The organism is Hoyosella rhizosphaerae (genome assembly GCF_014643175.1).
Classification (GTDB): domain Bacteria; phylum Actinomycetota; class Actinomycetes; order Mycobacteriales; family Mycobacteriaceae; genus Lolliginicoccus; species Lolliginicoccus rhizosphaerae.
This window is the reverse complement of record NZ_BMJH01000001.1, coordinates 979,052-999,407: the sequence shown is the minus strand read 5'-3', so window position 1 is coordinate 999,407 and position 20,356 is coordinate 979,052. Positions and strand designations below refer to the sequence as shown.

19 protein-coding genes are annotated in these 20,356 nt (G+C 58.7%); 15 read left to right on the top strand and 4 right to left on the bottom strand.

Annotation, left to right across the window (positions count from 1 at the left end; all coding sequences use genetic code 11):
• Nucleotides 1-69 precede the first annotated feature (69 nt).
• The 5 genes from rpoZ (at nt 70) to IEW73_RS04635 (ending at nt 5,760) form a co-directional block, all read left to right on the top strand.
• Nucleotides 70-360, top strand: coding sequence for a DNA-directed RNA polymerase subunit omega (gene rpoZ / locus IEW73_RS04655; protein WP_188671124.1), 291 nt, complete (start codon nt 70-72; stop codon nt 358-360).
• Nucleotides 361-372: 12 nt separating this feature from the next.
• Nucleotides 373-1,680: a bifunctional phosphopantothenoylcysteine decarboxylase/phosphopantothenate--cysteine ligase CoaBC gene (gene coaBC, locus IEW73_RS04650; protein WP_504739198.1), complete on the top strand. Its 1,308-nt coding sequence runs from the start codon at nt 373-375 to the stop codon at nt 1,678-1,680.
• A gap of 115 nt (nt 1,681-1,795) precedes the next feature.
• Nucleotides 1,796-3,010 (top strand): methionine adenosyltransferase, encoded by a 1,215-nt coding sequence (gene metK, locus IEW73_RS04645; RefSeq protein ID WP_188671122.1) that lies wholly within the window; start codon nt 1,796-1,798, stop codon nt 3,008-3,010.
• A 93-nt stretch (nt 3,011-3,103) separates the two neighbouring features.
• A complete protein-coding gene (locus IEW73_RS04640; RefSeq protein WP_229675753.1) occupies nt 3,104-5,062 on the top strand; it encodes a primosomal protein N' in 1,959 nt (652 codons plus the stop codon).
• A gap of 74 nt (nt 5,063-5,136) precedes the next feature.
• On the top strand, nt 5,137-5,760 hold the full coding sequence (locus IEW73_RS04635) for a PadR family transcriptional regulator (RefSeq protein WP_188671119.1): 624 nt from the start codon (nt 5,137-5,139) through the stop codon (nt 5,758-5,760).
• Between the two features lie 118 nt (nt 5,761-5,878).
• On the opposite strand, the gene IEW73_RS04630 is transcribed toward IEW73_RS04635, so the two are convergent.
• On the bottom strand, nt 5,879-7,990 hold the full coding sequence (locus tag IEW73_RS04630; protein WP_188671117.1) for a 3-hydroxyacyl-CoA dehydrogenase NAD-binding domain-containing protein: 2,112 nt from the start codon (nt 7,988-7,990) through the stop codon (nt 5,879-5,881).
• 6 nt (nt 7,991-7,996) lie between these two features.
• Entirely contained in the window at nt 7,997-9,208 is a 1,212-nt protein-coding gene (locus tag IEW73_RS04625) for a thiolase family protein (protein WP_188671115.1), read from the bottom strand.
• A gap of 483 nt (nt 9,209-9,691) precedes the next feature.
• On the opposite strand from IEW73_RS04625, the gene IEW73_RS04620 reads away from it, so the two are divergent.
• From IEW73_RS04620 to IEW73_RS04605, 4 genes are all read left to right on the top strand, one after another.
• Nucleotides 9,692-10,738 (top strand): esterase/lipase family protein, encoded by a 1,047-nt coding sequence (locus IEW73_RS04620; RefSeq protein ID WP_188671113.1) that lies wholly within the window; start codon nt 9,692-9,694, stop codon nt 10,736-10,738.
• A 99-nt stretch (nt 10,739-10,837) separates the two neighbouring features.
• On the top strand, nt 10,838-11,770 hold the full coding sequence (gene fmt, locus IEW73_RS04615) for a methionyl-tRNA formyltransferase (protein WP_188671111.1): 933 nt from the start codon (nt 10,838-10,840) through the stop codon (nt 11,768-11,770).
• A gap of 209 nt (nt 11,771-11,979) precedes the next feature.
• Nucleotides 11,980-13,302, top strand: coding sequence for an RsmB/NOP family class I SAM-dependent RNA methyltransferase (locus IEW73_RS04610; RefSeq protein WP_188672896.1), 1,323 nt, complete (start codon nt 11,980-11,982; stop codon nt 13,300-13,302).
• 74 nt (nt 13,303-13,376) lie between these two features.
• Nucleotides 13,377-14,822 (top strand): amidase, encoded by a 1,446-nt coding sequence (locus IEW73_RS04605; protein WP_188671109.1) that lies wholly within the window; start codon nt 13,377-13,379, stop codon nt 14,820-14,822.
• Here IEW73_RS04605 and IEW73_RS04600 read toward each other — a convergent pair.
• On the bottom strand, nt 14,819-15,271 hold the full coding sequence (locus IEW73_RS04600; RefSeq protein ID WP_229675751.1) for a hypothetical protein: 453 nt from the start codon (nt 15,269-15,271) through the stop codon (nt 14,819-14,821). The genes IEW73_RS04605 and IEW73_RS04600 overlap by 4 nt on opposite strands.
• The gene (locus tag IEW73_RS04595; RefSeq protein WP_188671105.1) at nt 15,268-15,648 is read right to left on the bottom strand and encodes a hypothetical protein; all 381 of its coding nucleotides are present in this window, start codon (nt 15,646-15,648) and stop codon (nt 15,268-15,270) included. Before IEW73_RS04595 ends, IEW73_RS04600 begins: the two co-directional genes overlap by 4 nt.
• A 40-nt stretch (nt 15,649-15,688) precedes the next feature.
• Between IEW73_RS04595 and rpe the strand changes: the two genes are divergently transcribed.
• The 6 genes from rpe to IEW73_RS04565 are packed head-to-tail and all read left to right on the top strand — an operon-like array spanning nt 15,689 to nt 20,351.
• Nucleotides 15,689-16,378, top strand: a complete 690-nt coding sequence (rpe, locus tag IEW73_RS04590; protein ID WP_188671103.1) for a ribulose-phosphate 3-epimerase — start codon at nt 15,689-15,691, stop codon at nt 16,376-16,378.
• Nucleotides 16,379-16,388: 10 nt separating this feature from the next.
• Nucleotides 16,389-17,396, top strand: a complete 1,008-nt coding sequence (gene ribD, locus IEW73_RS04585; protein ID WP_188671101.1) for a bifunctional diaminohydroxyphosphoribosylaminopyrimidine deaminase/5-amino-6-(5-phosphoribosylamino)uracil reductase RibD — start codon at nt 16,389-16,391, stop codon at nt 17,394-17,396.
• Nucleotides 17,397-17,426: 30 nt separating this feature from the next.
• Entirely contained in the window at nt 17,427-18,101 is a 675-nt protein-coding gene (locus IEW73_RS04580; protein ID WP_188671099.1) for a riboflavin synthase, read from the top strand.
• 2 nt (nt 18,102-18,103) lie between these two features.
• Nucleotides 18,104-19,363: a bifunctional 3,4-dihydroxy-2-butanone-4-phosphate synthase/GTP cyclohydrolase II gene (locus tag IEW73_RS04575; RefSeq protein ID WP_188671097.1), complete on the top strand. Its 1,260-nt coding sequence runs from the start codon at nt 18,104-18,106 to the stop codon at nt 19,361-19,363.
• Nucleotides 19,360-19,845: a 6,7-dimethyl-8-ribityllumazine synthase gene (gene ribH, locus IEW73_RS04570; RefSeq protein WP_188671095.1), complete on the top strand. Its 486-nt coding sequence runs from the start codon at nt 19,360-19,362 to the stop codon at nt 19,843-19,845. The genes IEW73_RS04575 and ribH overlap by 4 nt, the downstream gene beginning before the upstream one ends.
• Nucleotides 19,842-20,351: a PH domain-containing protein gene (locus IEW73_RS04565; RefSeq protein ID WP_188671093.1), complete on the top strand. Its 510-nt coding sequence runs from the start codon at nt 19,842-19,844 to the stop codon at nt 20,349-20,351. The genes ribH and IEW73_RS04565 overlap by 4 nt, the downstream gene beginning before the upstream one ends.
• The last annotated feature ends 5 nt before the right edge of the window (nt 20,352-20,356 follow it).

The following is a 20,356-nucleotide window of genomic DNA, read 5'->3' as shown; positions in this document are numbered from 1 at the left end:
ATGTGATGAATTCACAGCGGCGGTTTCGGCCAGGAGACACGCTCGTCAGTGCTTCTATGAGGAGAATTTGTGACAACAAAAGCGACGAAGTCCACCAGCGGTGCACCGGTCTACGATCAGCCCACCGGCTTGACCAACCCACCGATTGACGAACTTCTCGATCGGGTTTCGTCGAAATACGCGCTCGTAATCTTCGCAGCTAAGCGCGCGCGGCAGATCAACGACTATTACAACCAAATTGGCATGGGAATGCGCGAGTACGTGGGACCTTTGGTCGACCCGGGTATGCACGAGAAGCCGCTATCTGTGGCGTTGCGTGAAATCCACGGCGATCTTCTTATCCACAACGAAGGCGAATAGCGAGGTTTCGCAGTGTCCGCGACAAACTCTGGTGCAGCGGATGCTGCGGCATCGCCTCAGAGTGAGGCACCGTACGAGGTGGAAACACCGGCTAAGCGAATTGTGATTGGCGTTGCCGGTGGTATCGCTGCCTATAAATCGTGTGCACTCATTCGGTACTTCACTGAGCGTGGCCACTCCGTTCGAGTTGTTCCTACGGCGTCAGCGCTTGAATTCATCGGCAAGGCCACGTTCGAGGCGTTGTCTGGCAATCCGGTTGACACCGGGGTCTTTGAGAAAGTCCCCGAAGTTCAGCACGTGAAACTTGGGCAGCAGGCCGACCTAGTGATTGTCGCGCCTGCAACTGCCGATGTCATGGCTCGTGCCGCACATGGTCGCGCTGATGACCTCCTTACCGCAACTCTGTTGACGGCGCGATGCCCCGTGTTGTTTGCGCCCGCTATGCACACCGAAATGTGGGATCACCCAGCAACGGTCGACAACGTAGCTACATTGCGCGCCCGTGGGGTCGTTGTGATGGAACCTGCGTCGGGTCGCCTTACAGGGCACGACTCCGGCCCCGGTCGACTTCCCGATGCGGACGAGATCGGCGGCCTTGGTGCGATGCTCTTAGAGCGTCGCGATTCCTTGCCGCGTGACCTCACCGGATGCACACTCGTCGTAACGGCGGGTGGCACTCGCGAACCGCTTGATCCGGTTCGGTTCCTTGGAAATCGCAGCTCCGGCAAGCAAGGATTCGCTCTCGCAAGGCTCGCTGTCCAGCGCGGTGCATCGGTTACGGTTGTTGCTGGGGCAACAGCGGAACTACCGGTCCCGGCTGGTGTTCGCGTCGTCAACGTCACTACGGCTGAACAGATGCGAAAGGCTGTGCATCAGCTTTCTGAACGCGCTGACATTGTCATCATGGCAGCAGCAGTAGCTGACTTCCGGCCAGTTTCAGTGGCCGAGAGCAAAATCAAAAAAGGCAACGACGAACCAACATCGATCCCGTTGGTGAAAAACCCTGACATTCTCGCCGAGGTTGTGAAGCGACGCGATCAGGGTGAACTCCCGGTGACCCGTGTGATTGTCGGTTTTGCTGCGGAAACGGGTGACGAACAGGGCGATGTCTTGACCCATGCGAGGAGTAAGCTCAACCGCAAGCGGTGTGACCTCCTCGTCGTCAACGCTGTTGGTGAGGGTAAAGCCTTCGAAGTCGATTCAAATATGGGTTGGCTACTGAAGGCAGATGGAACCGAATCGGCCCTACCATTGAGTTCGAAAAACCTCATGGCGAGCCGAATACTTGATGCTGTGTCAAGCGTGCTACATACTAGCTGACCAGACGGTAAGCACCATCCCATCATCGACTGGGACCTCATCATTGAAGTAGGACTTGAGTGCCTCGACTGCCACTAGGGCGTGTTGTGAGGTGAAAACGGAGAGGGCTATATAAGTGAGCGCGACAAGTCGCAGACTGTTCACCAGCGAATCAGTCACAGAAGGGCATCCGGACAAGATTTGTGATGCGATCAGCGACTCAGTTCTTGATGCGATCTTGAAAGCTGATCCACGGGCCCGTGTTGCCGTAGAAACACTTGTCACCACCGGCCAGGTGCATGTCGTGGGCGAGGTGTCGACTACCGCCTACGCGGATATCCCGACCATTGTTCGCGAGCGAGTCCTTGAGATCGGTTACGACTCATCGTCAAAGGGCTTTGACGGTAACTCGTGCGGAGTGAACGTCGCCATCGGCGCGCAGTCACCAGAAATCGCTCAAGGTGTCGATAATGCTTACGAGTCTCGTGTCGAAGGTTTGAGCGAAGACGACCTCGACCGGCAAGGCGCTGGCGATCAGGGACTGATGTTCGGGTACGCGTGCCGAGACACACCGGAGCTCATGCCGCTTCCGATTGCGCTCGCTCACCGGTTGGCCCGACGGCTGACTGAAGTGCGAAAGACGGGCATCCTGCCGTACCTCAGGCCAGATGGAAAAACACAGGTCACCATCGAATACGACGGCGAGAAGCCCGTTCGACTCGACACTGTGGTCATCTCCACCCAGCATGCGGCAGACATCGATCTCGATAATCTCCTCACCCCAGATATTCGCAACCATGTCCTCGTCGCAGTTCTCAATGAACTCAATATCGAGGACCTCGATACGTCGAATGTGCGGTTGCTTGTTAACCCAACCGGACGTTTTGTCGTGGGTGGACCGATGGGTGACGCCGGTCTGACTGGCCGCAAGATTATCGTCGACACCTACGGCGGTATGTCTAGGCATGGTGGGGGAGCATTCTCCGGCAAGGATCCGTCGAAGGTTGACCGTTCCGCAGCGTATGCCATGCGGTGGGTCGCGAAGAATGCTGTGGCGGCAGGGCTTGCAGATCGCCTCGAAGTGCAGGTCGCTTACGCTATCGGTAAGGCCGCACCAGTAGGGCTATTTGTGGAGACCTTCGGGACCGAAAAGGTCGATCCCGCTGTCATCCAAAAAGCCATCACCGAGGTGTTTGACCTCCGTCCCGCGGCGATCATCAGGGATCTTGATCTTTTGCGTCCCATTTACGCCCAAACAGCGGCATATGGGCATTTCGGCCGGACAGACATTGACCTGCCGTGGGAGCAGACGGATCGGGCTGAAGCTTTGCGCGCAGCGGCAGGTTTGTAAAACACCTCCGTCGGTTTCAGAGAGGGACGGTGTCGAGTAGGAAAGGACCGCGCTCTGGAGCTCACTGCGGCAGCGCAACGCCCAATCGCGAAGGTGCTGCCTTTGCTGCCACTGCCACACCTGGACCGGGTGTTTGACTACCGTGTGCCGGCAGAAAGCGATGCGGACGCGCAACCAGGTGTGCGTGTTCGCATCCGCTTTGGTGGGCGACTTGTCGACGGCTACTTGCTTGAGCGAGTTGAGACCAGTGACCGCGAAGGAACGCTGGCCTGGCTGCATAAGGTCGTGTCGCCGGTTCAGGTTCTCACCCCGGAAATTGTCGACCTCATAGACACAGTGTCTGAGCGTTTTGCTGGTACGCGGGCGGACCTGCTTCGTCTCGCAATACCGCCGAGGCATGCAAGGGTTGAAAACGAAGCACCGGTTCAAAGTCCGCCTGCGCCCATCGTCGCACCTGATCTGCGGAACTGGTCCATCTATGAGCACGCCATGTCATACGCCGACGCGGTGCGAGTTGGGCGACCCGCCCGTGCTGTGTGGAATGCTGCACCAGGTGAGGATTGGCCTCGTCGTGTGGCTGAAATGGCTGCGATGGTGGCTGCCACTGGGCGCGGAGCGTTGATCATTGTGCCCGACCACAAAGATTTGGACCGTGTGGTCAAGGTCTGTGAAACATTGGTTGACCCGTCCCTTGTTTGCGCGCTTGCCGCTGGGCTGGGGCCTGCGCAGCGATACCGCCGCTGGCTGTCAGTGTTGCGAGGGCACAGTCGTATTGTGGTTGGCACACGCAGTGCGGCTTTTGCGCCTGTGGTCAACCTAGGTTTTGTTGCTGTCTGGGACGACGGCGATGATCTGCTGTCGGAACCGCGGTCGCCATATCCACATACCCGGGACATTGCTGTTCATCGTGCGCATCGGAGCGGTGCGGGATTCCTGAGTGGCGGGTTTGCGCGCACCTGTGAAGGGCAGCTGCTCGTTGAGTCTGGCTGGGCTCACCCGTTGGTTGCTTCGCGTAGCGCCATTCGGGAGCGGTCACCTCGTGTGGTAGCTCTGGCTGACAGCGATTTTGCGCTCGAGCGTGATCCTGGCGCGAAGGCGGCGCGGATACCTGGTATCGCGTTTAGTGCCGCTCGTACGGCGTTGCAGCGGGGAGATGCTGTCCTGGTGCAAGTTCCGCGCCGGGGGTATGTGCCAGCGGTGGTGTGCCAAGATTGCCGCGAGAGTCTGAGGTGTCGTCGTTGCGCAGGTCCCTTGGAGCTTGTCGATGATAGTGGCGTTTACCAGTGCCGGTGGTGTTCGACGTCGGTGCATACCCCTAAGTGTTCTGCGTGTGGGTCTGTTCGCGTTCGTGCGCAGGTTGTCGGGGCTCGCCGTACGGCGGAGGAGCTAGGGCGAGCATTCCCGGGCGTTCCCGTTGTCACTTCTGGGGGTGATGATGTGGTCGCGGAGATTCAGCCACATTCCGCGCTAGTCGTCTGCACTCCGGGCGCTGAGCCGCTGGTCGAGGGCGGTTATGGGGCGGCGTTGTTGCTAGATGGGTGGGCGTTGCTTGGGCGTGCGGATTTGCGCGCGGGGGAAGAAACATTACGGAAGTGGATGGCCGCGGCGGCGTTGGTGAAGCCCGCTTCTGCGGGGGGCGCGGTCGCAGTCATTGCTGATGCGGGCATTCCTGTCGTCCAGGCTCTGGTCCGGTGGGATCCGGTGGGGTTCGCGGAGCATGAACTGGCCGAACGTGCGGAGGTGGGGTTTCCTCCTGCGGTGCGGATTGCGGCTATCGATGGGAGTCATGCTGCTGTGTCGGGGATGCTGGATGTGCTGGAACTGCCTGGTGGGGCGGAAGTATTGGGTCCGGTTCCATTGCCGCCGTTTGCGCGGCCGCCATCGGCGGATGCCGGTGTGGACGAGGGCGAGATTGAGCGCGTGCTGATTAAGGTTCCCAGGCAGGTGGGGCTTGAGCTTTCCCGTGCATTGCGTGTGGCGCAGGCGGCGCGAAGTGCTCGCAAGGAAACTTCCGCAGTGCGCATTCAGGTGGACCCCTTGCACATCGGCTAAGGGGAGTGGTTGACACTCGACAGTCCTCGATATATCGTAAGCGAAGCGATATATCGCGATACGAAAGGGAAACCATGAGAAACCAACACCCCACCCGCAAATCAAGCACCCACCGAGGCCCTGACCGCGAACGCCGCCGTCAACCACGGCGCCCACGCGAAGACCGGCCAGCAGGCCTTCACATCGAAGGATTCTCCCGCGGCAACGGACTCATCCGCATCGGCACACCACCGCACCGCCGCGAACGCAACCGTCGAGGCGACGTACGCGGAGCGATCCTGCTACTCCTCGCCGAAGCGCCCATGCACGGCTACCAACTCATTCAAGAAATCGAAAGCCGCAGTGACGGGCAGTGGAAACCCAGCCCCGGCTCGATCTATCCAGCCTTGTCACAGCTCGAAGACGAAGGAATCGTCCTCATCGAAAACATCGGTGGACGAAAAACTGCCAAACTCACAGAGCAAGGCACAAGCTACGTCGAGGAAAACAAGTCGGCAATCGGCGACCCGTTTGCTGTCTCTGACGGAAAGTCCAACACCGGACGCGAGCTTCGTCAACTTGCCCGCCTCGTTGGGTCGGCAGCAACAGAAGTTGCCAACGTCGGCACCCAGGAACAAAGAGACAAAGCAGCGGAGATTCTGACAGACGCCCGGAAAGCGTTGTACCGGCTACTCGCCGACGAATCACCTTCGTCATAAAAGCGCGCACGACGTGCAGACGCTTCAACGAGAAAATGTCCGACACCGCGACCTGTGCGGCCTCAATGTCGGACACATCCCTACGTGATCACCCTATTTCCTAGGACACGCTGGTTCGCTAAGAAACGCTGGCAACGCCAGGTTCTAGGAAGCGTTTTCCGTTCACAGCCTCAGAAGCACCGGTGCGGTCCAGGTATGGCGTGATGCCGCCGTTCCAAAACGCGAACCCACCACCAAGGATCATGCACAAATCAATGTCCTGAGCAGCAGCTACAACACCCTCGTCGAGCATGATGCGAATTTCCTCAGCAAAAGCGCGACGGGTGCGATCAAGTACCTGCTCGGCAGTGGATGGATTGTCGCCCTGTGTCCACAACTTGGCGACCTCTGGATCAACCGTCTGGTTCCCTGCCTGATCGTACGACCAGATCCCCTTGATCCCAGCGTCAACGATGGCACGCAACCCTGGCGAGTCTTTGAACCGTTCAGGATAGTGCTCCGACAATGTTTCACCGGTGTGCAGTGCTACAGCTGGTCCCACAAGTCCGAGCAGCGCAAACGGTGTCATCGGCATTCCAAGTTCACTGATCGCAATATCAGCCACCTCAAATGGGGTGCCTTCGTCAACGGAGTTCATGACTTCGCCGAGCGTGCGGATGAGCAGCCGGTTGAAGACAAAGCCTGGCAGATCCGCGACGAGAACCGCAGACTTTTTCAGTTCCTTCGCTGTTGCGAACGCGGTGGCGAGAGTGACATCGTCGGTTTTTTCGCCGCGGATGATCTCTAGGAGTGGCAGGACGGCCACAGGGTTGAAGAAGTGGAACCCGACCACACGCTCTGGATGTTTGAGATCCGCTGCCATCGTCGTGATGGACAACGACGATGTGTTTGTTGCGAGGATCGTATCGTCAGCGATGTGGTCCTCAAGTTCCGCGAAGATCTTCTTCTTCAAGTCCATGTTCTCGAACACGGCTTCGATGACGAAGTTTGTGCTGGCAAAAACAGACTTGTCGAGAGATCCCGACACGAGCGCCTTGAGGCGATTTGCGCCATCTGGGGACAGACGGCCCTTGCCCTGGAGCTTGTCGATCTCGGAGTGAACGTAGGCCACACCCTTGTCGATGCGCTCCTGGTCAATATCGGTGAGGATGACCGGAACCTTCAACTGCCGGACAAAAAGAAGCGCCAGCTGGGAGGCCATCAAACCTGCACCGATGACGCCAACCCCAGTGATGGGGCGCGCAAGGCTACGGTCGGGGGCTCCCGCTGGGCGCTTTGCGCGTCGTTGAACGAGATCAAAGGCGTAGAGACCAGCGCGTAGCTCGTCGCTCATGATCAAGTCAGCAAGAGCTTCGTCTTCCGCTGCGAACCCGTTTGCGAGTGAGTCGGGGTCATTGATGTCGATTGTTTTCGCAAGTTCGAGCAGTTCGAGGGCGCGCGCGGGTCCCGGGGCGTTGCCTTTAGTCTTGGCGTCGACGAACTTCTTCGCGCGGGCAATGGCGTCGTCCCATTCCTGGCCGCGTTCCACAGTGGGGCGGTCGACGGTGACGGAGCCATTTAGAACGCCAGCGGCCCAGCGGATCGACTGTTCGATGTAGTCAGCTGAGTCGAGGACGGTGTCGAAGATTCCCAGTTTGGCTGCTTGATCGGGTTTCAGCATCTTGTTCTGGTTGAGCGCATTCTCCAGAACAACAGTTACAGCATTGGACGGGCCGATGATGTTAGGCAGCAACTGGGTGCCGCCCCAGCCTGGCACTAACCCAAGGAAGCATTCTGGCAGTGCAATTGCTGCGGCGCTGCGGGAGACAGTGCGGTAGTGGCACGCTAGCGCAACTTCAAGCCCGCCACCCATTACTGCGCCGTTGACAAAGGCGAAGGTGGGGATGGAGGAGTCGCGTAGGCGCTTGAAGACCCGGTGCCCAAGCTGCCCGATGTGGAGCGCGAGGTCGCGGTCTTTGATGTCGGGAACACCTTTGAGGTCTGCACCAACGGCAAAGATGAAGGGCTTGCCGGTGATGGCAATCGCCGAGGGTTTCGCATCAAAGGCAACGTCTAGTGCGGCGTCTAGCTCAGTGAGTCCTTGTGGGCCGAAGGTGGAAGGTTTGGTGTGGTCGAACCCGTTGTCGAGTGTGACGAGCGCGATGCGGCCTTCGATTTCTGGGACATCGACAAGGGTGGTGTATGCGTGGGTGACGACTTCATCTGCAAAGGCTGACGTGAGATCAGTCATGTGTACTTATGCCTTCTCTCCGGTGTAGTTCGGGTTCTCCCAGATAACGCTGCCGCCCATGCCCATGCCGATACACATGGTGGTGAGGCCATAGCGGACGTCTGTGCGTTCTTTGAATTGGTGGCTCAGCTGGGTCATGAGGCGGACGCCCGATGACGCAAGTGGGTGGCCGCATGCGATGGCGCCGCCCCACATGTTGACGCGGGGGTCGTCATCTGCAATGCCAAAGTGTTCAAGGAAGGCGAGAACCTGCACTGCGAATGCTTCGTTAATTTCAAACAGTCCGATGTCGCCAATCGTGAGGCCGGTGCGATCGAGAAGTTTCTCGGTGGCGGGTACGGGGCCGATTCCCATCACGGCGGGGTCGACGCCCTTGAAGGCGAAGCCAACCATGCGCATGCCGATGGGCAAGCCGAGTTCTTTAGCGGTGTCTTCACCAGCGAGGATTGCTGCGGTGGCGCCGTCATTGAGACCGGCAGCGTTGCCCGCGGTGATGCGTCCTGCTGTACGGAACGGTGTCTTGAGCGCGGCCAGGTCCTCCAGAGTGGTGCTTGGACGTGGCGGTTCGTCGGCGGTGGCGTATCCCCAGCCGCTGTCGACGTGACGCGTTGCTATGGGGACCAAGGTCTGGGCTATTTTTCCTGCCGCCCGGGCTGCCTCATATTTCTGCTGGCTGCCGATGGCGTATGCGTCAGTGCGTTCCTTGGTGATGCTGGGGAAGCGGTCGTGCAGGTTCTCTGCAGTGTTTCCCATGACGAGCGCGCTGGGGTCGACGAGTTTGTCGGCGAGGAAGCGCGGGTTGGGGTCAACGCCTTCGCCCATGGGGTGACGTCCCATGTGCTCGACTCCACCAGCTATAGCGATGTCGTACTGGCCAAAACCGATGCCGGCTGCCGTATTGGTGACGGCTGTCATCGCGCCAGCGCACATGCGGTCGATGGCGTAACCGGGGACCGTTTCGGACAGCCCAGCGAGCATGGCGGCGCTGCGACCTATTGTGAGGCCTTGATCGCCGATTTGTGTTGTCGCGGCGATTGCGACTTCGTCTATTTGGTCGGTCGGTAATTGTGGATTTCGGCGAACTAGTTCGCGAATGCAATTGACTACGAGATCGTCGGCGCGGGTTTCGGCGTATATCCCTTTTTTGCCGGCCCGACCAAATGGTGTGCGGATGCCGTCGACAAAGACGACATTCCTTGAGTTGGTGGTGGAAGCCACGCTGTGTTCCTCCTGATGGGGAGTGTGCAGTTCGCTGGAAACATTTCCACTGTAGTGTCACCGACTTGGGTGCCGAGAGTGGGGTTGTTGGCTTACCGTATGGCTCGCCGATTTCAGCATTGCACGTTTTGTGGCTGTTATTCGTGGTCGTCAATGTATTGCGCTGAAAGCGAATATATGTGAGTCGTCAGGTCTCAGCAAAAACCTTTAAATAAATCATGCACGATTGATTTATTTAATTCCTGGAGTTGAATTTCAGGTCGGCGAACCGTCGTTCAGTCGTAGGACATCGCCAACAAATGGCATAGAAACGTGTCCGATATGCCGACTTTTTTGCGACTGGTTCAGTACTCTCATCGCAATCGAGTCTGGGCTTACCCGTGACGGTGCAACACGCGGCCTTGCACAACCGGCCTCGCACAACACAGGCACATCGGCGCGGGTAGGCCGCTAGTACAACGGAAAGCGCGGTCAGTCAGGAACATGCGTCGAAATAGTTCGGGCAAAACATGGAAATCCATAGTGATTGCGGTGTGTTCGGCTGGCCTTGTCTCGGCTGGCCTGGTCACTGCACAAGTCAGTCTGGCGACCGCGGAGCCGACCTCATCGACGCAGCCAGGCGCAAACGGACACTCGATTACCATCCCGATCGTTCACGGCCCAGCGCAAAACTCACCGATTAAGGCCAAACACTTCGATAGAAGTAATCCTGGGCGCGCGCCGCACGGGGCGAACGATCCAGCTTGCACTTCCACTAGCTCCTATCCGATATTGCTCGCCCATGGTACTGATGCCACCGCCTACACCGATTTCGCCTATCTCGCGCCAGAACTACGCAAGCGCGGATACTGCGTCTTCGCGCTGAACTACGGCGTGGGAAAGCCAGGCATCAACCTGAGCCCATCGACGGGTGTAGACGCCCCCACCTTTGGTACCAAAGACATTAGAAAATCGGCGCGTGAAGTTGCCGACGCTGTCACGCGGATCCGTGCCACAACAGGCGCTAACAAGGTACATCTCATCGGTTTTTCGCAAGGAGCCAACGTCACCCGGTATTACGTCAACAAACTTGGCGGAGCCAGCGTAGTTGACGCCTGGGTGGGGATTGCGTCACCTACCTACGGTAGCGACGCATTCTCACCGATCCTCCGCATACCAGGCGGTGAAGAGTTGGCTGCGAATGTTCTCGCTCCGGCGCTGATACAACAGATCTCGGGCTCATCGTTTCTCCACGAACTTAACTGGCCCACAGACACGGTTCCTGGCGTGCGATACACCACCATCAGCACCGACTTCGACGAAGTTATTTCACCAGTGACCAACATTCCCCTCCGAGGTGAATCGCAGCACTTCTCCCTACAATCCGTGTGCCCATACGACATGAGCGGACATTTTCAATTGTCGTTCAACCCAGTGGTGCTCGAACTCACGCTCCACGCGCTAAATCCGGAACACATTCCGGTGGTCGAATGCCGCTTCGTGCCGCCCGGCGTGGGGCTAATTGACACTTTCATCGCGAGCAACAGCTAGTCGCGGTTAGCGCTGAGGTCTGCTCTGTCAATAGACTGTGTCGGTCTGAAGCACCGATGGGTGCTCACGACCCAAACGCCAGCGACCACGAGGAGATCGATGCGGCTCGTCTTTGCAGGAACTCCTGATCCAGCTGCTCCGGCGCTGCAACGCCTTATAGAGTGCGAACAACACGACGTCGTTGCCGTGGTCACCAGGCCAGATGCAGCCGCTGGTCGAGGGCGCCGCACACAGCGAAGTAGCGTTGCGCAACTCGCGGACAGCTACAACATTCCAGTGCTCACGCCACAGCGACCATCCGATCCCGAATTTGTTGCCGCGTTGCAGGCGCTTGAGCCCGACTGTTGCCCAGTTGTCGCGTACGGAGCATTGCTGACCAAAGAAGTCATCGCGATTCCGAGGTATGGATGGGTCAATCTGCACTTTTCGCTATTACCTGCATGGCGTGGAGCTGCGCCGGTTCAGGCGAGTATCGCCGCGGGCGATGATATGACAGGGGCCACGACATTTCGCATCGATGAGGGCCTCGATACCGGGCCCGTTTTTGGTGTCGTTACTGAGACGGTTCGGCCAGATGACACGGCTGGGGTGCTACTTGACCGCCTCGCGTTGTCGGGTGCCTTACTGCTTGAGCGAACAATGGACGGAATTGAAAACGGCACGCTCACCGCTGTTCCGCAGACAAGCGACGGTGTGTCATACGCCCCGAAGATTTCTGTCGATGCAGCGCGTGTGGATTGGTCAGCCCCGGCATTTGTCGTTGATCGACACATCCGTGCCATGTCGCCCATGCCAGGTGCATGGACCACGGTCAGCGATATGAGGCTAAAGATCACTTCCGCTGGTGTTGCCGACAACATTGACGCCGAACTCGCTCCTGGTCAGGTTCATGTCACCAAGAAGGCAGTGTTCGTTGGCACGGGGTCAACCCCCATCAAGGTCGCGACGGTTCAACAGCAAGGCAAGAAAACTATGGTGGCCGCAGATTGGGCTCGCGGTGCCCGACTTAGTGAAGAGGTGCAGGCGCAGTGAGTGCAACAGGTTCGGGTCCCGGGGACCAACCACATCGCGGAAAGAACCAGGGCGGCAAGAACCAGGGTGGCAAGAACCAGGGTGGCACCAACCGCCGAAACAGTGGTGCCGGCAGTCGCCCCGGTCCGAAAGTGCCGCATCGTGATTCACCTCGTCGTGGACCCACCCGACGCGAGACTCCTGCACCAAGCACCGTCGACGCGCCGCGAATGGTCGCCCGAGATGTCTTGCGGGCCGTCCGTGGCCGTGATTCGTATGCAAACTTGATTCTCCCGTCGCTACTGAGGGAACGAAAGCTGTCGGGCCGCGACGCAGCCTTCGCCACCGAACTTGCCTACGGGGCATGCCGAGCGCAGGGACTTCTCGACGCGATAATTGCAGCCGGAGCAGGGCGTCCAGTTGAGGAAATGGACGGCCAGGTTATTGATGTTTTGCGTCTCGCCGCTTACCAGCTTCTGCGGACGCGAGTCGCGCCCCATGCTGCTGTTAGTACGGCTGTGGCAATGGCGCGGGAATCTGCGGGCGAGCGAGTGACAGGCTTTGTCAACGCGGTGCTGCGGAGGGTGTCAGAAAAAACGGAGGAACAATGGGTGGCGGAGCTAGCACCCAAGGACCCCGTCGGGAGGCTGGCGTTCACGCACGCTCATCCGCGTTGGATAGCGCAATCGTTTGTCGATGCCCTTGGTGCTGATGCAACTGAACTAGACGCTGCCCTGGCCGCTGATGACACCCGACCGGTTGTGCATTTAGCTGCTCGTCCAGGTGACATCACAGCTGAGGAACTGGCGTTGAGCATAGGCGGCGAGGAAGGAAAGTTCTCGCCGTATGCGGTGTACCTCGACGGTGGTGACCCCGGTTCGCTGGAACCGGTTCGTGACGGTCTCGCGACTGTGCAGGACGAAGGCAGCCAACTCGTTGCGCTTGCGACGCTGCGCGCACCCGTTGTCGGCGAAGACACGGGGCGGTGGCTCGACTTGTGCTCAGGCCCAGGCGGAAAAGCCGCAATGATGGGCGCGATAGCGCGGATCGACGGGGCACACCTCGACGCCGTTGAATTGGCTCCTCACCGCGTTAAGTTGGTCCGCACCTCTACTGAGGGGCTACCCGTGACTGTCCTTGAGGCAGACGGGCGCGATCCCGGCCTTAGCGGCGGATACGATCGTGTCCTCGTTGATGCACCCTGCACTGGTCTGGGAGCGCTTCGTCGTCGTCCCGAAGCTCGGTGGCGTAAGCAACCTAGCGACGTTTCGGCGTTGACGAAACTGCAGCGTGAATTACTTGAGTCAGCGTTGAAGTTGGTGCGCCCAGGCGGAGTGGTGGTGTACTCCACTTGTTCGCCACACATCGCTGAAACTGTTGGTGTGGTGGGCCCAGTTATCCGTAAACATTCGGTTGAGGTTTTGTCGTGCCCCGAGTTGCTTCCTGAAGTGCCGCGCTGCGCGACTGGGCCGGACGGGGCGTTTGTGCAATTGTGGCCGCACCGACACGGCACCGACGCGATGTTTGTAGCCGTTTTACGCAAGCCGGAATGACACCCAACCCGGAATGACGGGGATTACATACAGCTACAAGTGTGCGGCAGCGGGGCGCGGGTAGCATCGAAACGATGAAGGGCCTGCCCGATTCGTTGCCGCCACGTCCGCTCCAATCCGCACACGTGTTCTCCGACGATGCTCTCGGTGATCTTGATGCTGTGGGTGTCGCCGAGAGCATTCGGCGGAAAGACATATCTGTACGTGAGGCTATTGACGCTGCAATATCGCGAACGGAGCGAATAGAACCAGTTCTCAACGCGGTGCAATTCGCTGATTTTGATCGGGCAAGAAATGTGTCGACAACCGCGTTGGGGGAGTCCGCTTTTGCCGGAGTGCCAACTTTCTTTAAAGACAATGTCAACGTCAAGGGGCTACCGACCACCAGAGGTTCGACTGCGTTCTCACCAACGCCTGCGCCCCGAAGCGATCGATTTGTTGAACAATTTCTCGATCTCGGTTTCGCGGTATTAGGAAAATCGCGACTACCCGAATTCGGGTTTAATGCCTCGACGGAGTTCTCGAACGCTGAACCGACGCGTAATCCGTGGCATACCGAGTTTTCAGCTGGGGCGTCCTCAGGTGGGGCGGCGGCCTTGGTCGCTAGCGGTGCGGTACCGATTGCGCATGCGAACGATGGTGGCGGGTCGATTCGAATTCCTGCGGCGGCGTGCGGGTTAGTGGGCCTCAAACCGACTCGTGGACGGGTGCGTACCGAGTTCATTCAAGATGCTTTGCCTGTGCGGATTATCAGCGATGGAGTACTTGCCCGGAGCGTTCGCGACGTAGCGATGTTCTACGAGCAAGCAGAACTTGTGTACCGGAATCCGAAGTTGCTTTCTATCGGCGCGGTGCGTGGCCCGTCGAAGAGGCGGCTGCGGGTCGGGGTTATTCGCGATTCGGTTTTGGGCCAGGTGGTCGACGCTCCAACTTTGCGTGCGGTTGACGGTACCGCGCGTACCCTCACTGACCTTGGTCATCATGTGGGGGAGGCACAACTGCCCGTTGGTGAAGACTTTGCGCGGGCGTTTTTGCACTACTGGGGCATGCTTTCAGTGATCATCACCGCGCCAGGACGGTGGATTCATGGCCGCGACTTCAACCGCGAACATCTCGACTCGTTGACGCTGGGTTTGGCGCAGCACTACTGGAAACAGGTGCATCAAACACCTGCGGCGCTATATCGGTTACGTAAGTCCGTTGAGGACGTGCGAAGAAGCTTTGAGCAGTGGGACGTGATCGTGAGCCCTGTGGTGAGCCACACGACGCCACCCATTGGGTACTTGTCCCCACGTCACCCTTTTGAGGAGTTGCTTGAGCGGCTCACCAACTACGTGGCCTTCACCCCAGTCAACAACGCGGCCGGAAACCCAGGATTGTCGTTGCCCTGCGGGGTCACTGACGAAGGTTTGCCAATCGGGGTGCATTTTTCTGCTCAGCACGGTGACGAGCGCACGCTGCTTGAATTGGCGTTCGAGCTAGAGCAAGCGCATCCGTGGCGCCGTATCAACGCGAACTAGTGTGACGACCCGGCAGCAGCATCAAGACGCGCCGTGTGGTGTAGCCACCACAATCCGACGATGGGCAGCACGAGCGGTATGAACAGATAGCCTTGCCCGAAGTTGGACCACACGGTCGCTTCTGGGAACCATTCCGGCACTATCACGCTAATGGTGCCCACTGTGATGACACCCGCGAACTCGATGATGCATGACCACGTAGCAAGTTTCCGCGATACCGTGCTCGCGCGAGCGAGTGTGAAGGTGGCGAGGATATAAAACGCTGCGGCGACTGCGCTCAAGATGAATGCAACCGGTGCGACTTCGAATCGATCGACGATCTGGACAAACGACCGTGCCGCTGCAGCGAGGCTGAAGACCGCATAAACGGCGATGAGGATGCGCCCAGTTCCGGTGCGGGTGCGTTCCTGCAGGGTAGATAGTTGAGGAGTCGTCGTTTCGTTCGTCACAGTCCGGCTCCCCATAGTTCATGCATTCGTAAAACCATGACAGGTACTGAGATAAGTCCCACAGTGAGGACACCCGCGCCCGCGCGGGTCCGGTCGCCCATTGCCCACCATGTGGCCACGGGGATGATGAGTGGTACACCGACGAGATAGAGCACGAACGTCAGCGTGGACAGTTCGCGGTCTGTTGTGAAAGCAAGGAAGAGGCCGACGAAACATTGCACGACGGTGAGTATTTCGACCAATGCAAGCACGCCAAGTAGTGCTTTATCGCTGACACGGCTTACATTTACCGGTCGGTCGGCGACAAGCTTGATAAATGACCACAGTGCGGCGATGAGGGCAAGCACTGTGATGCTCAAAGAAATCGCGGTGATCATCGGGTTCGGACTTTAACACTGAACCTCTTACACTCGCACTATGGCTGCTCAACCTTCGGGACCGATCATCGCTCCGTCAATCCTGTCCGCTGACTTTGCGCACCTCGCCGCTGAGGCGCAGGCCGTGGACAATGCAGACTGGCTGCACATCGATGTGATGGATGCCCACTTTGTACCTAACCTTTCCTTTGGCCTTCCGATCGTCAAAAGTTTGATGAAGTATTCGGATAAGCCATTCGATTGCCACTTGATGATCGAGAACCCTGAGCGTTGGGCGCCGCCTTACGCTGAGGCCGGAGCTTTCAACGTCACTTTTCACGCTGAAGCGACCGAAGACCCCATCGCGGTTGCGAAAGAGATCCGAGCCGCTGGTTCCAAAGTTGGACTGTCCATCAAACCGGGCACCCCGTTGGAGCCATACCTGACCATCCTCAAGGAATTTGATCTCCTCCTCATCATGAGCGTCGAGCCAGGCTTTGGGGGCCAAAAGTTCATGCCTGAGGTGCTGGACAAAGTGCGGATGGCACGAAGCTTGGTCGACTCGGGTGAACTCGACTTGATGATTGAAATTGATGGTGGAATTGCGCTCGACACCATTGATGAGGCTGCGGCTGCAGGCGTGGACTGTTTTGTTGCAGGTTCGGCTGTGTACGGAGCGCCAAGCCCAGCCGATGCGGTGACGCAATTGCGTGAACGTGCACTCGCGTCGGCTCCTCACTTCACCAAGTAGCGGCCGAGGTATGGGCGTGCATCTGCAGGAGGCTATGCGGCGCGCTGTCGACGAGTCAGACAAGGTGCGTGGGAGCACAAGCCCAAACCCCCCGGTTGGGGCGGTGGTGCTTGATGTGGCGGGTGCCGTTGTGGGTGTGGGAGCGACGCAACCGCCCGGAGGTCCGCACGCTGAGGTCATGGCACTGCGCGATGCTGGTGAGCGAGCTTATGGCGGTTCGATCATCGTGACGCTGGAGCCATGTGATCACTTTGGTCGCACTCCGCCGTGTAGCCAAGCAATCATTGACGCTGGCATTGCACAGGTGCACTACGCGGTGGCCGACCCCGTGTCGTATGCCGCCGGTGGTGCACGCACTTTGGCTCGGGCCGGGGTAGCGGTGACAACCTGGCACGATGCAACCCCGGTAACCCAAGGCCCCTTGCGGGCCTGGTTGCACAGGCAGCGGACCGGACGCCCCCACTTCACATATAAGTACGCTGCGAGCTTGGACGGTCGATCTGCGGCGGCGGATGGGTCGAGCCAGTGGATTTCCGGCGATCAGTCCCGTGCGCGTGACCGCGCGGAGCGTTCCAAAATTGACGCCATCGTCGTGGGAACCGGCACGGTCTTGGCTGATAACCCCTGGTTGACGGCGCGCAACCCGGATGGCAGTTTGACTGACCATCAACCGGTGCGTGTAGTCGTGGGTACTCGGCCGATTCCACCGGAGGCGCGCGTGTGTGATGACGCAGCGCCGACAGTTTTTGTCCGATCCCGCAATATCGACGATGTCGTGGAGGCTCTCAAGGACCATGTCGACGTGGTTGTTGAGGGTGGACCGCACTTAGCGGGGGCTTTCTTCAAGGCCGGAATGGTCGACCGCATTACTGCTTATGTCGCGCCGGTGATCCTCGGATCTGGAACTTCCGCAGTGGTCGATGCGGGGGTAGGAAATATCGCGGACGCAAAACGGTTTCACTGTGAGAGCGTCAGTTTGCTTGGCGACGATGTGCTTATCAGTCTGGTACCGCGATAACGTGGTGTTGAACCATTGAGGGGAGCTTGAGTGTTCACAGGGATCGTCGAAGAATGTGGCGTTGTCGTCGCAGTTGATTCAGTCGACTCAGAGTCCGGTTTTTCGCGCCTAACGGTCCGTGGACCACTCGTCACGTCGGATGCTAAGCACGGCGATTCTATTTCCGTGAACGGAGTGTGCCTTACCGTCGTGGACACACTTGAAGATGGCTCCTTCACCGCGGACGTCATGGGCGAAACGCTGGACCGGACAAGTCTCGGTAACCTGGGGCAGGGCAGCCCAGTCAACCTTGAGCGCGCTATGGCGATAGGAACTAGGCTAGGCGGCCACATAGTCCAGGGCCACGTTGACGGCACTGGTGCGATTGTTTCGCGTACCGCGCTCGAAAACTGGGAAGTCGTGAGAGTGTCGCTCCCTGACTCGATTGAGCGGTATGTGGTCGAAAAGGGGTCCATCACGGTCGACGGTGTGTCGCTGACGGTGTCGGCGGTGGGGCGCGACGAACGTGGCGGGTATTTTGAAGTTTCTCTAATACCAACGACACTGAACCTAACGATTCTTGGCCGCAGCCCTATTGGGACTGTTGTGAACTTGGAAGTTGATGTTATTGCCAAGTACGTCGAACGGTTAGTGTCATTTACTAATGAAGGGCCGCGTGCGGCCGACAAACCGAATGCCGCCGGCAACGGGGCCGAGGAGCAGTAACTGTGGTCAGATTCGACAGTGTCGAGCGTGCGATTGCTGACATCGCAGCGGGTAAGGCCGTCGTGGTCGTCGATGACGAAGATCGCGAAAACGAGGGCGACCTGATTTTTGCGGCGGAAAAGGCAACGCCTGAACTTGTCGCTTTCATGGTTCGCTACACGTCTGGATACCTCTGTGTTCCGCTCGACGGTGCGGACTGTGACCGTTTGGGTCTGCCGCCGATGTTCGCGACGAACCAGGACAAGCACCAAACCGCGTACACGGTGACCGTTGATGCAAAAGAAGGCATCGGTACTGGTATTTCGGCTGCTGATCGCGCAACAACGATGCAGCTTCTCGCTGATCCGGCAGCGCGCCCGGAGGATTTCACCCGCCCAGGGCATGTGGTGCCGTTGCGCGCCAAAGAGGGTGGCGTCATGCGTCGCCCGGGCCACACTGAGGCTGCGGTGGACCTTGCTCGGTTGGCTGGTTTGCGACCAGCAGGTGCGATTTGCGAAATCGTGAGTCAAAAAGACGAAGGCCATATGGCGCAGACCGACGAACTGCGGGTTTTCGCTGACGACCACAATCTATCGATGATTTCGATCGCCGATCTGATTGCATGGCGACGCAAGAACGAAAAGCATGTCGTCCGCGTCGCTGAAGCGCGTATCCCGACGCCGTACGGCGAATTTCGCGCTGTTGGCTTCCGCAGCATCTATGACGACGTTGAACACGTAGCGCTGGTGACGGGCGATATCGCAGGCGCGGATGGTTCTGGAGCCGACGTCTTGGTTCGTGTTCATTCCGAATGCTTGACAGGCGACATCTTTGGTTCACTTCGCTGTGATTGTGGGCCACAACTCGATGCGGCAATGCGGATGGTTGCAGATGAAGGCCGGGGCATTGTGCTGTACATGAGGGGCCATGAGGGGCGTGGTATCGGTTTGATGCACAAGCTTCAGGCGTACCAATTGCAGGACAGCGGCTCAGATACCGTTGATGCCAACCTCGCCTTGGGTTTGCCAGCGGACGCCCGTGACTACGGCACCGGGGCGCAAATTCTGGTGGATCTCGGTGTTACCAGCATGCGGTTGTTGACCAACAATCCCGCAAAGCGTGTCGGCCTCGATGGCTATGGTTTGTCGATCACCGAGCGCGTACAAATGCCGATTCGTGCGAACTCGGAGAACATTCATTACCTACGGACGAAGCGGGACCGTATGGGGCACCATTTGGACGGGTTGGACGACTTGGGATTTTCTGGGGGGAGTGCAACATGAGTGGCGAAGGTCAGCCGGATTTGCAGCTGTCGGAAGCAAGTTCAGTGTCACTGGGAATTGTGGCAGGGCAGTGGCACAGTGAGCTCGCGGAAGCTTTGATCGCTGGCGCTATGCGCGTCGTGGAAGAACACAAGGTCACCGATGTGACGCTTGTTCGCGTTGCCGGTTCCCTCGAGATTCCTGTTGCCGTCCAACAACTTGCACGCACTCATGACGCGGTGGTCGCGCTCGGTGTCGTGATTCGCGGCGAAACCCCTCACTTCGATTACGTGTGCCAGTCAGTCACCGATGGCCTCACTCGAGTGTCGCTTGATGAAAGCGTGCCCGTCGGAAACGGTGTTCTCACGGTGAATACCGAGTCCCAGGCGCGGGATCGTGCCGGTTTGCCGGGTTCTTTTGAGGATAAGGGCGCTCAGGCAACTGGTGCGGCACTCGACCTGGCTGTGACACTGCGGAACTTGCGCGCGAAGGATGCAACATGAGTGGTACGACCCCAAGTAGTGAGACGCCAGTTGGTAAGGCGCCTGAGCGGACGAACACATGGGAATTGGTGGTTCGGGCGCGAAAGATGCCGCGTTGGGCAGCTGTTGCCGCTCTAGCGATGTTCTTGACTTTCGTTGTGCTCGGAATTCTGCTGGGCAGCGCAAATACTGGTGTGTATTTCCGCCTCGTCGACCAGATCGCTATGGTCCTGCTCGGAGCGTTCTTCGGCAGCCTGTTCCTGCTGCTGGCGCGCCCACGACTACGAGTGGGTGCAAGCGGAGTTGGCGTCCGGAACTTTTTCTCCGAACGCGTCGTGCCGTGGGAGACCGTCGGCGGACTTAGTTTCCGCACTGGTGGAAGCTGGGCACGCCTTGAGCTGCCCGAGGACGAGTACATTCCCGTTCTCGCCATTCAATCCACCGACCGGGGGCATGCTGTCGCCGCTGTGGAGAAGTTCCGCGAACTTGAAGGCAAGTATTCAGCTGAGCTGTCGCACGATTCCTAGGCACT

What these genes read in the sequence shown, in the direction of transcription:
- IEW73_RS04635 (WP_188671119.1), top strand. Translation starts at nt 5,137, where the DNA reads ATGAGAAACCAACACCCCACCCGCAAATCAAGCACCCACCGAGGCCCT.
- IEW73_RS04610 (WP_188672896.1), top strand. Translation starts at nt 11,980, where the DNA reads ATGGTCGCCCGAGATGTCTTGCGGGCCGTCCGTGGCCGTGATTCGTAT.
- IEW73_RS04605 (WP_188671109.1), top strand. Translation starts at nt 13,377, where the DNA reads ATGAAGGGCCTGCCCGATTCGTTGCCGCCACGTCCGCTCCAATCCGCA.
- rpe (WP_188671103.1), top strand. Translation starts at nt 15,689, where the DNA reads ATGGCTGCTCAACCTTCGGGACCGATCATCGCTCCGTCAATCCTGTCC.
- IEW73_RS04595 (WP_188671105.1), bottom strand. Translation starts at nt 15,648, where the DNA reads ATGATCACCGCGATTTCTTTGAGCATCACAGTGCTTGCCCTCATCGCC.
- IEW73_RS04620 (WP_188671113.1), top strand. Translation starts at nt 9,692, where the DNA reads ATGCGTCGAAATAGTTCGGGCAAAACATGGAAATCCATAGTGATTGCG.
- IEW73_RS04630 (WP_188671117.1), bottom strand. Translation starts at nt 7,990, where the DNA reads ATGACTGATCTCACGTCAGCCTTTGCAGATGAAGTCGTCACCCACGCA.
- IEW73_RS04565 (WP_188671093.1), top strand. Translation starts at nt 19,842, where the DNA reads ATGAGTGGTACGACCCCAAGTAGTGAGACGCCAGTTGGTAAGGCGCCT.
- ribD (WP_188671101.1), top strand. Translation starts at nt 16,389, where the DNA reads ATGGGCGTGCATCTGCAGGAGGCTATGCGGCGCGCTGTCGACGAGTCA.
- fmt (WP_188671111.1), top strand. Translation starts at nt 10,838, where the DNA reads ATGCGGCTCGTCTTTGCAGGAACTCCTGATCCAGCTGCTCCGGCGCTG.
- ribH (WP_188671095.1), top strand. Translation starts at nt 19,360, where the DNA reads ATGAGTGGCGAAGGTCAGCCGGATTTGCAGCTGTCGGAAGCAAGTTCA.